The organism is Snodgrassella sp. W8158, from assembly GCF_016100435.1.
Classification (GTDB): domain Bacteria; phylum Pseudomonadota; class Gammaproteobacteria; order Burkholderiales; family Neisseriaceae; genus Snodgrassella; species Snodgrassella alvi.
Genome location: NZ_JACFSM010000003.1, coordinates 1 through 13894, shown reverse-complemented (window position 1 = coordinate 13894; position 13894 = coordinate 1). Strand labels below are relative to the sequence as shown.

Annotated in this window: 11 protein-coding genes; 5 read left to right on the top strand and 6 right to left on the bottom strand. The window is 42.5% G+C overall.

The window, feature by feature from the left end; all coding sequences use genetic code 11:
• Nucleotides 1-18: 18 nt before the first annotated feature.
• A complete protein-coding gene (gene lgt, locus H3V11_RS08290; protein ID WP_198224324.1) occupies nucleotides 19-870 on the bottom strand; it encodes a prolipoprotein diacylglyceryl transferase in 852 nt (283 codons plus the stop codon).
• Nucleotides 871-1177: 307 nt separating this feature from the next.
• Between lgt and hmpA the strand changes: the two genes are divergently transcribed.
• Together hmpA and H3V11_RS08280 are read left to right on the top strand one after the other, a co-directional pair.
• A complete protein-coding gene (hmpA, locus tag H3V11_RS08285) occupies nucleotides 1178-2395 on the top strand; it encodes an NO-inducible flavohemoprotein (protein ID WP_198224322.1) in 1218 nt (405 codons plus the stop codon).
• Nucleotides 2396-2482: 87 nt separating this feature from the next.
• Nucleotides 2483-2932, top strand: coding sequence for an Rrf2 family transcriptional regulator (locus H3V11_RS08280; RefSeq protein WP_084586324.1), 450 nt, complete (start codon nucleotides 2483-2485; stop codon nucleotides 2930-2932).
• 41 nt (nucleotides 2933-2973) lie between these two features.
• Here H3V11_RS08280 and H3V11_RS08275 read toward each other — a convergent pair whose 3' ends face one another.
• From H3V11_RS08275 to H3V11_RS08260, 4 genes are all read right to left on the bottom strand, one after another.
• Nucleotides 2974-4161, bottom strand: a complete 1188-nt coding sequence (locus tag H3V11_RS08275) for an LD-carboxypeptidase (protein ID WP_084586323.1) — start codon at nucleotides 4159-4161, stop codon at nucleotides 2974-2976.
• Nucleotides 4162-4377: 216 nt separating this feature from the next.
• Nucleotides 4378-5820, bottom strand: a complete 1443-nt coding sequence (locus H3V11_RS08270) for an aminoacyl-histidine dipeptidase (protein ID WP_198224320.1) — start codon at nucleotides 5818-5820, stop codon at nucleotides 4378-4380.
• 72 nt (nucleotides 5821-5892) lie between these two features.
• Nucleotides 5893-6630 (bottom strand): bifunctional demethylmenaquinone methyltransferase/2-methoxy-6-polyprenyl-1,4-benzoquinol methylase UbiE, encoded by a 738-nt coding sequence (gene ubiE, locus H3V11_RS08265; RefSeq protein WP_025330921.1) that lies wholly within the window; start codon nucleotides 6628-6630, stop codon nucleotides 5893-5895.
• Nucleotides 6631-6699: 69 nt separating this feature from the next.
• Nucleotides 6700-7086, bottom strand: coding sequence for a gamma-butyrobetaine hydroxylase-like domain-containing protein (locus H3V11_RS08260; RefSeq protein ID WP_370570180.1), 387 nt, complete (start codon nucleotides 7084-7086; stop codon nucleotides 6700-6702).
• 153 nt (nucleotides 7087-7239) lie between these two features.
• On the opposite strand from H3V11_RS08260, the gene nadE reads away from it, so the two are divergent.
• Entirely contained in the window at nucleotides 7240-8031 is a 792-nt protein-coding gene (gene nadE / locus H3V11_RS08255; protein ID WP_198224318.1) for an NAD(+) synthase, read from the top strand.
• Between the two features lie 150 nt (nucleotides 8032-8181).
• On the opposite strand, the gene H3V11_RS08250 is transcribed toward nadE, so the two are convergent.
• Nucleotides 8182-9900 carry a proline--tRNA ligase gene (locus tag H3V11_RS08250; RefSeq protein WP_198224316.1) on the bottom strand — a complete coding sequence of 573 codons (1719 nt, stop codon included), beginning with the start codon at nucleotides 9898-9900 and terminating at the stop codon, nucleotides 8182-8184.
• A 124-nt stretch (nucleotides 9901-10024) separates the two neighbouring features.
• On the opposite strand from H3V11_RS08250, the gene hemG reads away from it, so the two are divergent.
• Nucleotides 10025-10582 (top strand): menaquinone-dependent protoporphyrinogen IX dehydrogenase, encoded by a 558-nt coding sequence (gene hemG / locus H3V11_RS08245; RefSeq protein ID WP_198224314.1) that lies wholly within the window; start codon nucleotides 10025-10027, stop codon nucleotides 10580-10582.
• A gap of 485 nt (nucleotides 10583-11067) precedes the next feature.
• Nucleotides 11068-13894, top strand: a 2827-nt coding sequence (locus H3V11_RS08240; RefSeq protein ID WP_198224312.1) for a calcium-binding protein, incomplete at its 3' end; no start/stop codon positions are given.

Genomic DNA, 13894 nt, shown 5'->3' with positions numbered 1-13894 from the left:
CAGCTTTATAAATTCAGTTTAAGCTGCTTTTCTACAAGTATAAGCGAATCCGACTGCGCCAATCACAATCATCGGCAGACTGAGCCATTGCCCCATAGACATATGCATCGCCAGCAAACCAAGAAAGTCATCAGGTTCACGCGCAAACTCAACAATAAACCTGAATACACCGTAGCCAAGTAAAAACAGCATAGATGCCTGCCCCAGCGGACGAGGTTTTTTGGTAAACAGCCACATAATCACAAACAGCACAATTCCTTCAAGCATAAATTCATACAACTGTGAAGGATGGCGCGGCAGCATCTGAAATTTTTCCCATACCGGCAGCCATTGTTGCGGATCCTGCTTCACCAGCGCCACATCATCATCATGCGCGTGCGGAAAACCCATCGCCCAGAAAGCATCAGCACTGGTAACACGCCCCCACAGCTCGCCGTTAATAAAATTACCGATACGACCGCATGCCAGTCCGAGCGGTATCAGCGGCGCTACAAAATCGGCTACTGCCCAGAATTTAACCTTGTGTTTGCAGGCAAACAGCCACATAGCGACCAGCACTCCGATAAAGCCGCCATGAAACGACATACCACCCTGCCAGATTTTCAGAATATCCAGCGGATGACTGAAATAGTACGAAGACTGATAAAACAACACATAGCCCAGACGCCCGCCCAGTATCACGCCGAATACACCCCAGGTAAATAAATCTTCCAGCAATTCATTGGTAAATATGGTCTGCCCGCTTTTAATCCGTCTGCGTCCCAGCCAGATAAACAAACAAAAACCAACAATATAACTTAATGCGTACCAGCGAATGGCCAAAGGACCCAGATGTATCAGTACTGGATCAAAATTCGGATGGATCATCATAAATTTAGCATTCCTCAGATATCCTGCTTATTTCATCAGTCACAACAGCCTGTCACCCTATTCTGGATAACAACCAGAATGACCAGAAATACCACAACCAAAATAACAGACAGTTTAACTCATATTAGCCAATCTATGCGCCACTTTCCGCATTTCATCCCTTGATAGCAATACCGAACAGATTGAAATAGAAAAATTATTCATTTAATTGATTCAGTATTTATTGACAGCTGTTATTAAGCAGCCTAATATAAAATATGTATTTTATATACATATTAAATTATACAAAATTTTCGGGAGAACAATCATGCAACTTACTACCAGACAAATCGAACTGGTTCAGTCTACTATTCCAACTCTAAAGGAACACGGTGTTGAACTAACCCGCTACTTTTACAACAGGATGCTCACTAATAACCCCGACCTGAAAGAAATATTTAACCTTGGCAACCAGCGCAATGATGCGCAACCACATGCACTGGCCAGTGCAGTACTGGCTTATGCTCAAAACATTACCAAATTACAGAACCTCGGCGATGCAGTTAGTCAGATCGCTCACCGGCATGTCAGTCTGGATATTCAGCCGGATCAGTATCCAATTGTTGGTACCAATCTGCTGCACTCCATCAGTGAGGTATTGAACGTCCCCATGGAAAGCGAACTGATAGAAGCATGGACTGCTGCTTATCAGCAACTGGCCGACATTCTTATTACCACAGAAGCAAATCTATATAAGAAACAAGATAAAACTGAAGGCGGCTGGAATGGCTGGAAAAAATTTAAAATAGTTGATAAGCAGATTGAAAGCAGCGAGATTACCTCTTTTTATCTGCAACCGGCAGACAACAGTCCGCTGCCGGAGTATAAGCCCGGTCAGTATATTTCCGTTCGGGTTATGGTACCTCAGCTAGGCATCCGGCAACCGCGTCAGTACTCACTTTCCGACAGCAATCACCCGAACTATTTCCGCATCAGCGTCAAAAAAGAAATTGGTGACAAACAACATGCTGAAGGTTATGTGTCTACAACTCTGCATGAGCATTACCAGATCGGTGATGAACTGGAAGTAACCAACCCGACAGGTACTTTTATACTCCACCATCCGCATAAAAATACTGTTCTGATTAGCGCAGGTGTTGGTATCACACCCATGATTGCTATTCTGAATACCCTTGCCGCAGAAAAAAATCCGCATCAGCAAATCAGTTTTATTCATGCCTGCCGCAACAGTAATGTACTGGCGATGCACCAGCATATCACCGAATTGCAGCAAAGCATGCCTAATCTGCACAGCTATCTGGCCTGTGAAAATCCGGGTAAAGAATTAGCAGCAGATAAAACTGGTCGTCTGAATTTATCCGAACTGGACAGCTCACTACTGCCTGCTGATGCAGACTATTATATTTGCGGCCCGATAGAATTTATGCATGCACAATATCAGGCTCTGCGTGATTTACAAATACCACAAAGTCAGATTTTCATGGAATTGTTCGGTACAGGCGGATTCAGCCAGCTGGCAGCATAATAACCATTTTGAAATTATTTAAACGAAATCTTTTCATGGCAGCTGAAAACAGGCAAAATTGACCTTCCATTAGTCTGACAGTCTGCCATGCAATTAAACCGTTTTACCGATTTAGGCCTACGCGTATTATTAGCTTTACAATACCTGCCTGAGAACAGACTTTCTACCGTAGAAAGTCTGGCCAGACAGCTCAGCGTATCTAAAAATCATCTGGTAAAAATTGTATATTTCATGGCACAGAGCGGCTGGATTGATTCCTTTAAGGGTAGAAAAGGCGGTATAAAACTGGCTGCCTCCAGCTATCAGCTCAAACTGGGTGATATTGTTCAGGCACTGGAGCTGGCCTCATCAGAGACCCCTCATTTAATCAACTGCCGGCAACCCCCATGCTCAATGGCAGAGTTTTGCTATCTTCCCCGACTATTCAGCGAAGCGCAGCAAGCCTTTTATCATTCCCTGAACCGCTATACCCTCAGTCAGCTCAGGGCTCCGGCTGATAATCAGGCAATTATCAAATGGCTGGAGCAGCCAGAATAAATCAGCTGAAAACTCAAGCTGACAAATTACTGCCAGAATAATTACATCGTATCTTCGGTTTCAGATGAAGAATCATTAGCAGGCGCAGTAGATCCGTTAAGTAGTCCCTCAACGGCAGGCGGTTGCGGAAGTAGCGTATTTAAAGCCAGTACAGAAGGATTCAAAACCGGATAATCACTGAAATCAATCTGATAACCACCATTACTGGTAGAATACAAACTTGCTTTAGCGCCCAGAGGAAAGGTAACCTTATCGGTAATATGCCCGAAAGGAAATCCAGTTAGTACCGGAACCTTTGTCAGCCTTGCCATCGTCTGAATCACAGAATTCAAAGTATAACTACTGTCATAGACATCACGAATCGAACCCATACGGAAATTACCCAGAATAATTGCCTGCTGTCGTGCAAGTACTCCGCTCAGATACAATGTCTGAAGCATGCGTTCTATCCGGTATGGCTGTTCACCCACATCTTCAATAAACAAAATACCGCCATTCACCTGTGGCATAAATTGAGAGCCGGCGAGCGCAGACAACACACTCAGATTGCCTCCCCACAAAATACCCTCAGCCCGTATCTGATAATTCTGTATATCGGCAACTGTAACTGACATTTTCGGATTACAGCTGTTCTCAATAAAAGAACGGGTGGTAAATAAACTCATCTGTGGTTTACCAAACTCACTATACAGCATTGGCCCGGCAAAACTGCACATTTTCCCCTGAGCCAGCAATGCCAGTTGCACAGCAGTAACATCACTGTAGCCATACAGTAATGTACCCTGCTCACGCATTCTTGCACCCAGAGAAGACCAGTTAACCAGAGGCAAAATACGCATCGCCCCGTATCCGCCACGCAGCCCCATCAGCACCTTCGGTACAGGTACCCGGCCGATAGCAACATCCTGCAAATCTGCAGCACGCTCAGCATCACTGCCAGAAAAACGCTGATAGCGACGCATAAACGCCTGCTGATTACTCACGGCAAAACCGGCTATAGCCAGACGCTGGGCTGCCAGCTCACTTCGGCTGACGCTTTCACCAAATCCAGAACAGGCAAAAATACGCATAGTATTAAGATTATTATTGGTTTGCACAGGTACTTTAGGTGTTGATGCTGTTTTGACGTCAGGCTTCGGATTGCTGCGACAAGCCTGCAACAGACCGGCACCAGCAAAAGCAGCGCCGGCACGCAGAAAATTACGACGGCTATTTTGTTGAGTATCCATAAAACTCACTTCCTGATCCGGCAGATTGTCCGGACAAAAATATATGGGCCATTGTAAAAGTAATTCATTCTGATTAACAATATCAAAACCGAAATTATTTATGCCGGTACAAACCGGCTAAGGATTACTATATCCCTGTTTACGAAGAATAGCAGCAAAAAAATAGCAAAAAGGCATGTCACAGCCATGCCTTTTCAGTACCAACCGGCAACCAGATTACTGCCGTGGCGGTATAGATTTGAGTAAATCCAGCAAAACAGACCAGCATTCAGCCACAGCTTTAATTTCTACCCGTTCTTTAGGAGAATGTGCTGCACGTATTGTCGGTCCGAATGACACCATATCCAGATGAGGTGCTTTACCACTGAGAATCCCGCATTCCAGTCCGGCATGAATAATCTGCAACGGTGGCTGTTTACCATAGTGACGGGCAAAAATAGTGCTGGTTAGTTTCAGTAAAGGAGAGTCTGCATTCGGTGCCCAGCCCGGATAATCTGCTGTTAACTCCAGATTCGCCCCGGCCATCCGCGCCAATGCAGCCAGACGTAAACTGAACTCATCTTTAGGTGTTTCCAGAAGCGAACGCATCAGACAATGTATCAGTAAACCATCGGTTCCGGTTTTCACTTCCCCCATATTAGAAGAAGTTTCCACAATCCCCTTAAACTGCTCACTCATGCGCATTACACCATTGGGCACAGCCAGCAGCAAATCAAGCGCTTTCTGAGTACTTTCCAAAGTAGCGGCCTGAGTCAGATCCTCTGCCGGTAAAACTTCAATATCCAACTGTGTTTCTTCTGCCCATTCTGCAGCAATAACAGCAGCAATTGGTGCAACAGCTGCACGAGCTGTATCAGCCTCCAGGCCAATCACAGCCTGAGCCTCACGTGTGATTACATTGCGCAGCTCGCCACCCTGCCATGAACCCAGAGCAAAAGGTATCTGTGCATACAGACCAGACAGCACCCGTGCCAGCAATACATTGGCATTGGCATGATTTTTATCAATATCCACGCCCGAATGACCACCGCGTAAACCGGACACCCGAACAGTACATGCAGACAGCTTACCGGCTTGCCAGTTCAGAGGTAAGGTCATACTGGCATCACGACCACCGGCACAACCAATAAAAATCTCACCCGCTTCTTCGGTATCCAGATTAATCAGATAGGGCATCTGCAACCAATCCGCACTTAGCGCTTCTGCTCCGCCCATACCGATTTCTTCTTCAACCGTAACAATCAGCGTTAATTCAGGATGCGCAATACCTTCACTGAATATTACTGCCAGCCCCATAGCCAGACCAATACCATTATCAGCACCGAGGGTCGTGTCATTAGCCCAAACCCAGCCATCTTTAATCTGGGTCTGCACCGGATCACGCTGAAAATCATGCTGCGAATCAGCGCCTTTTTGTGCCACCATATCCATATGCGCCTGAATGGCTACCGGCACACAATTTTCCATACCCGCAGTGGCTGGTTTGCAAATACGCAAATTTCCCTTAGCATCAATATCTGTTTTCAGACTATGTTCTTGTGCTGCCTTAACCAGCATTTCCCGCACAGCCTGTTCATGAAATGTCGGACGCGGTACCGCACACAAACGCGCAAACCACTGCCATACCGGCTGCGGCTGTAATTGTTCAATTTCACTCATAACATTATCCAGTCACATATAAAACAAATCAGGCTACCATATGGCAGCCTGAACACAGTGTCAACTGACAAACTAAAACTTAACCCCTTTATGCAAAGCCACCACGCCAGCGGTTAAATTATGATAATTCACACTATCAAATCCTACATCCAGCATCATTTTTCTTAACGTTTCCTGATCAGGATGCATACGGATTGATTCTGCCAAATACTGATAGCTGTCTGCATCTTTGGCAATCAGCTTACCCATCAGCGGCAGCATCTTAAATGAATATAAATCATAAACCGGCTTGAGCGGCTTGAATACATGAGAAAATTCCAGTACCAGCAAAGTACCGCCGGGTTGTAAAACGCGATACATTTCCGCCAGTGCCACTTCTTTATGCGTCATATTACGCAAACCAAACGATACCGACACCAGATTAAAATAATTATCTGGGAAAGGCAGTTTTTCTGCATCACACAGCGCCACCGGCAATGCCAGCCCTTCATTAAGCAAACGATCCCGGCCCACTGTCAGCATAGAAGAATTAATATCAGTAAGCCAGACTTCACCGCTGCGTCCTACCCGTCTGGCCCAGCCGCGCGACAAATCACCTGAACCCCCGGCAATATCCAGTACCTTATCGCCTTTACGTACCGGAGCTGTGGTAATGGTAAAGTGCTTCCAGATCCGGTGTAAACCGCCGGACATCACATCATTCATCACATCATAGTTTTTGGCCACCGAATGGAATACACCGGCAACACGACCCGCTTTTTCATCTTCATCAACAGTTTGATAACCAAAATGAGTTTTGTGATCGCTCATACCACACTTTCAGAATTAAATATTGCCCAAATAAACTTATCCGGCTGCCTGCATCCGAATAACCGCAAATCAGTCGGGGTCACGGCTGGCACCGGCAAGAAGTAACTGCTTTTCATAACCTGCCCAGAGTTCTGCCTGACGAACAGCCAGATCATACAAATAATCCCAGTCGTACAACCCTGTATCATGTCCGTCTGAAAATGCAATACGCAAAGCATAATTACCAACCTGAGACAAAGCAGTAATCGTTACATCACGCTTACCTGTCTGTAATACTTCCTGCCCCGCTACGTAACCACGCACTTCAGCACTGGGTGAAAATACCCGCAGAAACTCAGCCTCAAGCTCATATGTTTTTGCTCCGTAAACCAGCCGTAATCTCTGCCGGTTCTGACTTAAGCGGATTTCAGCTGGTACCATATCCTGCATATAACTATTTTTTCCGTCACAAGACATTAATAAACTATACCTATTCTAACCTAATATACCACTTACTGCCCAATCAGATTAAATACATAAGCCGGCAGCAACAGTCGCAACAGACCCTTTGCAAGGCAAAGCTTAAAGAAGTATATTAATCCTGCTCAATAATCAGCGAAAGAATACACCATGCAAACAGCAGCCATCATTGAATATATTGTTAACTGGTTACGTGATTATGCCACTCAGGCAAAATGCAAAGGTTTTGTTGTAGGCGTTTCTGGCGGTATCGATTCTGCCGTAGTCTCTACTCTTGCTGCCAGAACAGGCTTGCCCACATTAGTACTGGAACTGCCTATTCATCAGAAAGTTAACCAGATAGCACGGGCGCAGGAGCATATTCGTCAGCTGAAAAGCCGTTATAACAACATAGAAGAACACTGGGTAGATCTTACCCGTACCTTTGACTCATTTACCATGGCGGTAGACATTGGTGACAATAAAGATGAACAAACCCAGCTGGCACTGGCCAATGCACGCAGCCGCTTGCGCATGATTGCACTATATTACTACTCTCAGGAACGCGGTCTGCTTGTGGTCGGAACCGGTAATAAAGTAGAAGATTTCGGCGTCGGGTTCTTTACCAAATATGGCGATGGTGGCGTAGATATCAGCCCGATTGCCGATCTGCTTAAAAGTCAGGTATATACACTGGCTGAAGAACTGAACATAGATCAGAATATTATTGATGCTCCGCCTACGGATGGATTATGGGATGCCGATAAAACCGATGAAGAGCAGATTGGTGCAACCTATCCTGAGCTCGAATGGGCTATGAGTGTCTACGATACCCATAAAATAGACGATTTTACTGACCGCGAGCGCGAAGTATTTGCTATTTATGAACGTTATCATCGTGCCATGCAGCATAAAATCAACCCAATTCCAGTATGCAAGATTCCGGACGAATTACTTAAATAATAGAAAAAAAACCAGATTGCAAAATCTGGTTTTTTATTCGTTAATCTTCAAACTGCAACCATAATTACATTATCAAATCAGATTATTATTTTCTAATAATAATCAGCCAAAACCAGACGCACAATGTCCGGTCTGTGCACATGTAAAATATTAATTACGGCTGAATAAAGCACAAATATGCGGCACTACTGCATCAACGGCCAGCTCAGTAGCTTCAGTATCCCTTCGCGCCTGATACTCTACTTTACCCGCTTTCAGACCACGGTCACCAATCACAATCCGGTGCGGAATACCAATCAGCTCAGAATCATGCAGTAATACACCGGAACGTTCATCACGATCGTCCAGCAGCACATCTATTCCGGCCTGCTGTAATTGCGCATACAAATTATCTGCGGCAGCTTTTACATCAGCTGACTTTTTATAATTCATCGGCACAATCACCACCGTAAACGGTGCCATAGCTTCGGTCCAAATAATACCGCGTTCATCATTATTCTGTTCAATTGCCGCAGCAATCACACGCGTAATCCCGATACCATAACACCCCATTTCCAGCACAACACTTTTACCGTTCTGATCCAGAACAGTAGCCTGCATAGCCTCAGAATACTTAGTCCGTAACTGGAATACATGGCCAACTTCAATTCCGCGGGCCAGCTTCAGACTTCCGGTTCCGCACGGACTAGGATCACCGGCGATTACTTCGCGTAAATCAGCAAATTCCGGTTCTGCTGCATCACGGCCAAAATTAAAGCCCGTATAATGATGATCGTCTTCATTAGCACCAATTACCCAGTCTGCAGATTTTGCAGTAGCAAAATCGGCGTATACCTTACCATTAAAGCCCACAGGACCAAGCGAACCACCATGTGCGCCATTGAAAGCAGCTTCAATAGCTGCCACAGAAGCCATAGTTAACGGTGCTTTTACTCCTGCCAGCTTCTCAGCCTTGATTTCATTCAGATGATGATCTCCGCGAACCAGCAGCAATACCACCGTTCCCTCTTCTTCACCCTCAACAACCAGCGATTTCAGAGTCTGCTCAACCGGAATATTTAAAAATGCCACTAAATCTTCAATACTGCGTACATTCGGCGTGTGAACTTTGCTTAAAGACTGCCCTGCACTCAGGCGCTCTCCTGATAATGGCAAAGTAGCAGCCAGCTCAACATTAGCTGCATAGTCAGATGTATCACTATAGGCAATAACATCCTCACCACTTTCCGCCAGAACCTGAAACTCATGCGAACCCGTTCCGCCAATACTGCCGGTATCTGCTGCTACAGGACGATAATCCAGTCCCAGTCGGTCAAAAACGCGGCAATAGGCATCAAACATATCCCGATAAGTCTGTTGCAATGATTCAAATGAAGTATGGAATGAATAAGCATCTTTCATAACAAACTCACGGGCACGCATTACTCCGAACCGTGGCCGTACCTCATCCCTGAATTTAGTCTGAATATGATAAAAATTCAGTGGCAGCTGCTTGTAGCTGCGAATTTCACTGCGCACAATATCCGTAATTACTTCCTCACAAGTCGGCCCCATACAGAACTCACGTTCGTGACGATCAGTAATACGCAATAATTCCTTACCATAAAATGCCCAGCGACCGCTTTCCTGCCACAATTCAGCCGGCTGAACTACCGGCATCAGCAATTCAATCGAACCAGCACGATTCATCTCTTCCCGCACAATATGTTCAACCTTGCGCAGTACCCGTAACCCCATCGGCATCCATGTATACAATCCGCTGGCCAGACGCCGGATCATCCCGGTACGCAGCATAAGCTTATGGCTGGCCAACTCCGCTTCGGCCGGAGCCTCTTTTAATGTTGAAATATAAAACTGACTGGCTTTCATATATATCTCCAAAAACAGCCGCCATTGTACCAGTCTCCGCGCAGTAAAAAAGCCAATATCTTGTACCTGAATAAACAAAATCAGCTTTAAATAATTACCCTGAGTAAAAACCGGCAGACGTGATATGATAAGCCTTATTTATCTGAATCTGTACACCATGAAATATCTGCTTGTATACAGCAGCCGTTTTGGCTATACCCTTAAAATTGCCCAAACACTTGAAGCGCAATGGACTGCTGCCGGTATCACAGTTGATATGATTAATCTTGCAGATGATCCGCTAATTCAGCAGGGGGAATACGATAAGATCATTATCGGTGCCTCTATCCGGTACGGACACTACGCCTCTCAACTGGCACGCTGGATAGAACGCCATCAGCAAATTCTCAGCAACACCCCAAGTGCCTTTTTCAGCGTTAGCATACTGGCTAACAAACCTCATCGCAGTACACCGCAAACACATACCTACACACGTAAATTTTTTACCAAAAGCCCATGGCGCCCTCAGTTAATTGGAATTTTTGCCGGAGAGCTCCACTATGCCAAATACAACCTGCTCGACCGCTACATGATGCGTCTGGTTATGAAACTCAATAAAGGCGAAACCCATCTGGATGCCCATATTGAATATACCGACTGGCAAAAGGTACGAGATTTCGGTAAAAATATAATACAAATTTAACAATAAATGCTATATAAATATTAATCTAATAATTTAGACTAATATTTATAAAATATTTTTAAATATGAAATTTTCATAATTTTCTATAACTTAAAAATTAAAAAATATAACTATAACCATTAAATTTCTCGGATAAATTTAATCAGAACTTATTTATTAATATTAACTAAAAAATTAAAACAATATATATATTTATGTTATTGCAACAAATACAATATAATGATAAAGTTTGTTAAATTGATTATTTTTAATTATACATATTGTTATATATCGTAATATAAATTTATTATTAACTTATAACGTAAAATTATCTACATAAATTCTAAACTCTAATATTAAAACTAGCAAAACTAATTCATACAAAACAAAGCGAGGTTAATATATGCCAGTATAATTTATAATTCAATCTAAATTATTATTTTTATTATTTTTATTATTTTTATTATTTTTATTATTTTTATATTTAACAATTTAAGGAAATTCTAATGGGTGCTGGACAAATACTTGCAGGAACTGTTATTGCAAAAGGTGGTGTCGCTGCTCAAGGTGCTGCAGCAGCAAATCACAGTCAATCAAATTTATCAACATCTGCCGGTATGGCAAGTGTAACGAGCTCTTATGTATCTTCAATTCCATTCAGCCAGGCTGCCAAATTTGGATATGGATCAGCTGCATTTGCATATCTTCAAACTGGAATTAATTTTCTTGATAACGATTGTGATGTAGGACAATTAACGGCTGGTGATATTTTTAATATTGCTTCTGCTACTGCATCCATAATTCCCGGCGGACAAGCTGTTGGGCTAGTATTTGCAGGTTTAGGAATTGCTTATAGCTTTTATGAAACTTATAACGGTCCTGTAAAAATTCAGGACATCAATGACTACTGGAAAAACTTTTTCGGTTCAAAAGATAAAAACTGGAAGTCAGCTAACCGTCAAGGAAAATATCATATATTCGATCCATTAGTATTAGATCTAGACGGAGATGGTATTGAAACAATTGGAACAAATCAATTTGATGGTGCTTTATTTGATCACGATAATGATGGGATTAGAACAGCTACAGGGTGGATAAAATCAGATGATGGAATTTTGGTTATAGACCGAAATGGAGATGGAATAATAAATAATGGTAATGAATTGTTTGGTGATAGCACAACAATGGGAGATGGCAAATATGCTAAAAATGGTTATGCTGTATTAAAAGAATTTGACACCAACGGTGACGGCAAGGTAGATGCAAGTGATAAAAATTTTTCTAAATTACGTGTTTGGCGTGATTTAAATCAAGATGGCATAACTCAGGCAGATGAACTTTTCACTCTTAGTCAGGTTGGAATTAAATCTCTTAATCTAAGTAACAAAAATACAAGTACATCATTAGGGAATGGTAATACATTAGCACAAACCGGAACATATGAGAAAACAGATGGCTCAGAACATGTAATGGGAGATGTAAATTTTGAATATGATCCACGTTATAGTGAATATATTGATCATATAGAACTAACCGATGAGCAAATGCAACTTGCTAATTTAAAAGGTGTAGGTAGAGTACGTGATTTGCGAGAAGCTGCAGCTTTATCGTCAAATCTTACTAAAATATTAAAAGCTTACTCAGCAGCAGAAACAAAAGAAGAACAGTTAGCTTTATTAGATAAACTTATTTTAGAATGGGCCAAAACTGATCCGAAATTTACTGAAAATGCGCAATATTGGATATCCAGTGTTTGGTCTGCTACTGAATCAGAAGGTACGGCCATAACACCTTCACAAGAGCGTGATATGATTCCTATGCCCGATGAAGAACTTGAAAAATATAAAGATAAATTAAACATATTGAATGCATTTACGGGAGAATCATCCAAAATATTTTATACATTAACCGAAAAGGAGCGACAAGACCTTTATGATACAATTGATAAGACATATAAAGATTTAGCTGAAACAATTTATCAAGGTCTATTAGGACAGACCCGTCTGCAACCCTATCTTAATGAAATTTGTATTAATATAGATAAAGGAAATGCATATTTAGATTTTTCAAATATTTCCGCTTTATTTAATCAGGTATTTTCAAATACCCCGGAAAAAGCCTTTGAAGATTTATGTGACTTTCTGATTTATCAACCAGATATAAGCAAACAATGGACAAATAGATATGAAGTATTATCTAATTTTTTAGACTATGCAATTCAAAACAATTTTACAGAAAAATGGTTATCCAATATTAATAAAGAAGCAGCTATAAATGCTGGGGTTTTCTTAGCTTCTGATAATAATAAAAACGTAAAAGGTACAACAAATAATGATTTCCTTTTAGCTACAGTCGGAGATAATGAACTTGACGGTGGTGACGGAGATGACATTCTCATTGGCGGTGCCGGTAATGACACCCTGAACGGCGGCAGAGGTTACGACATCCTTATTGGCGGCACCGGTAATGATATTCTTAATGGCGGTGACTGGGAAAAAGACCGCTACGAATTCACAGCCGGTCACGGACATGATGTGATCTATGATATTGGCTATGATCATGTATCTTATCAATCACAACGCAATGATTTAGTCTTTAAAGGTGCAAATCTGGCTGATGCTCAGTTTATCCGTTCAGGTACTGATCTGGTTATTCGTGCGTATGCCTCAGACGATTCCGTTACCCTCCCGGATTATTTCAACTATAAAAATTATTACAGCAGATCTTTCAATTTCGTATTTGATGATCAGACTATTTCTATTGATGAAATTAAGAATAACTACACCTTTACTCAAACCGGGGATGATAACGATAATGTTATTGCCGGCTGGTATGGTAAAGATATTCTTAATGGTGGTGCCGGTAATGACACTTTATATGGTGGTAATGATAATGACATCCTGTATGGTGAAGACGGGGATGATGTGCTGAACGGGGATGATGGAGACGATATTCTCATCGGCGGTGCCGGTAATGACACCCTGAACGGCGGCAGAGGTTACGACATCCTTATTGGCGGCACTGGTAATGATATTCTTAATGGCGGTGACTGGGAAAAAGACCGCTACGAATTCACAGCCGGTCACGGACATGATGTGATCTATGATATTGGCTATGATCATGTATCTTATCAATCACAACGCAATGATTTAGTCTTTAAAGGTGCAAATCTGGCTGATGCTCAGTTTATCCGTTCAGGTACTGATCTGGTTATTCGTGCGTATGCCTCAGACGATTCCGTTACCCTCCCGGATTATTTCAACTATAAAAATTATTACAGCAGATCTTTCAATTTCGTATTTGATGATCAGACTATTTCTATTGATGAAATTA

Excerpts from the sequence above, each read along its gene's own strand:
- lgt (WP_198224324.1), bottom strand. The coding sequence starts at position 870 with ATGATGATCCATCCGAATTTTGATCCAGTACTGATACATCTGGGTCCT.
- hmpA (WP_198224322.1), top strand. The coding sequence starts at position 1,178 with ATGCAACTTACTACCAGACAAATCGAACTGGTTCAGTCTACTATTCCA.
- H3V11_RS08280 (WP_084586324.1), top strand. The coding sequence starts at position 2,483 with ATGCAATTAAACCGTTTTACCGATTTAGGCCTACGCGTATTATTAGCT.
- H3V11_RS08275 (WP_084586323.1), bottom strand. The coding sequence starts at position 4,161 with ATGGATACTCAACAAAATAGCCGTCGTAATTTTCTGCGTGCCGGCGCT.
- H3V11_RS08270 (WP_198224320.1), bottom strand. The coding sequence starts at position 5,820 with ATGAGTGAAATTGAACAATTACAGCCGCAGCCGGTATGGCAGTGGTTT.
- ubiE (WP_025330921.1), bottom strand. The coding sequence starts at position 6,630 with ATGAGCGATCACAAAACTCATTTTGGTTATCAAACTGTTGATGAAGAT.
- H3V11_RS08260 (WP_370570180.1), bottom strand. The coding sequence starts at position 7,086 with ATGTCTTGTGACGGAAAAAATAGTTATATGCAGGATATGGTACCAGCT.
- nadE (WP_198224318.1), top strand. The coding sequence starts at position 7,240 with ATGCAAACAGCAGCCATCATTGAATATATTGTTAACTGGTTACGTGAT.
- H3V11_RS08250 (WP_198224316.1), bottom strand. The coding sequence starts at position 9,900 with ATGAAAGCCAGTCAGTTTTATATTTCAACATTAAAAGAGGCTCCGGCC.
- hemG (WP_198224314.1), top strand. The coding sequence starts at position 10,025 with ATGATAAGCCTTATTTATCTGAATCTGTACACCATGAAATATCTGCTT.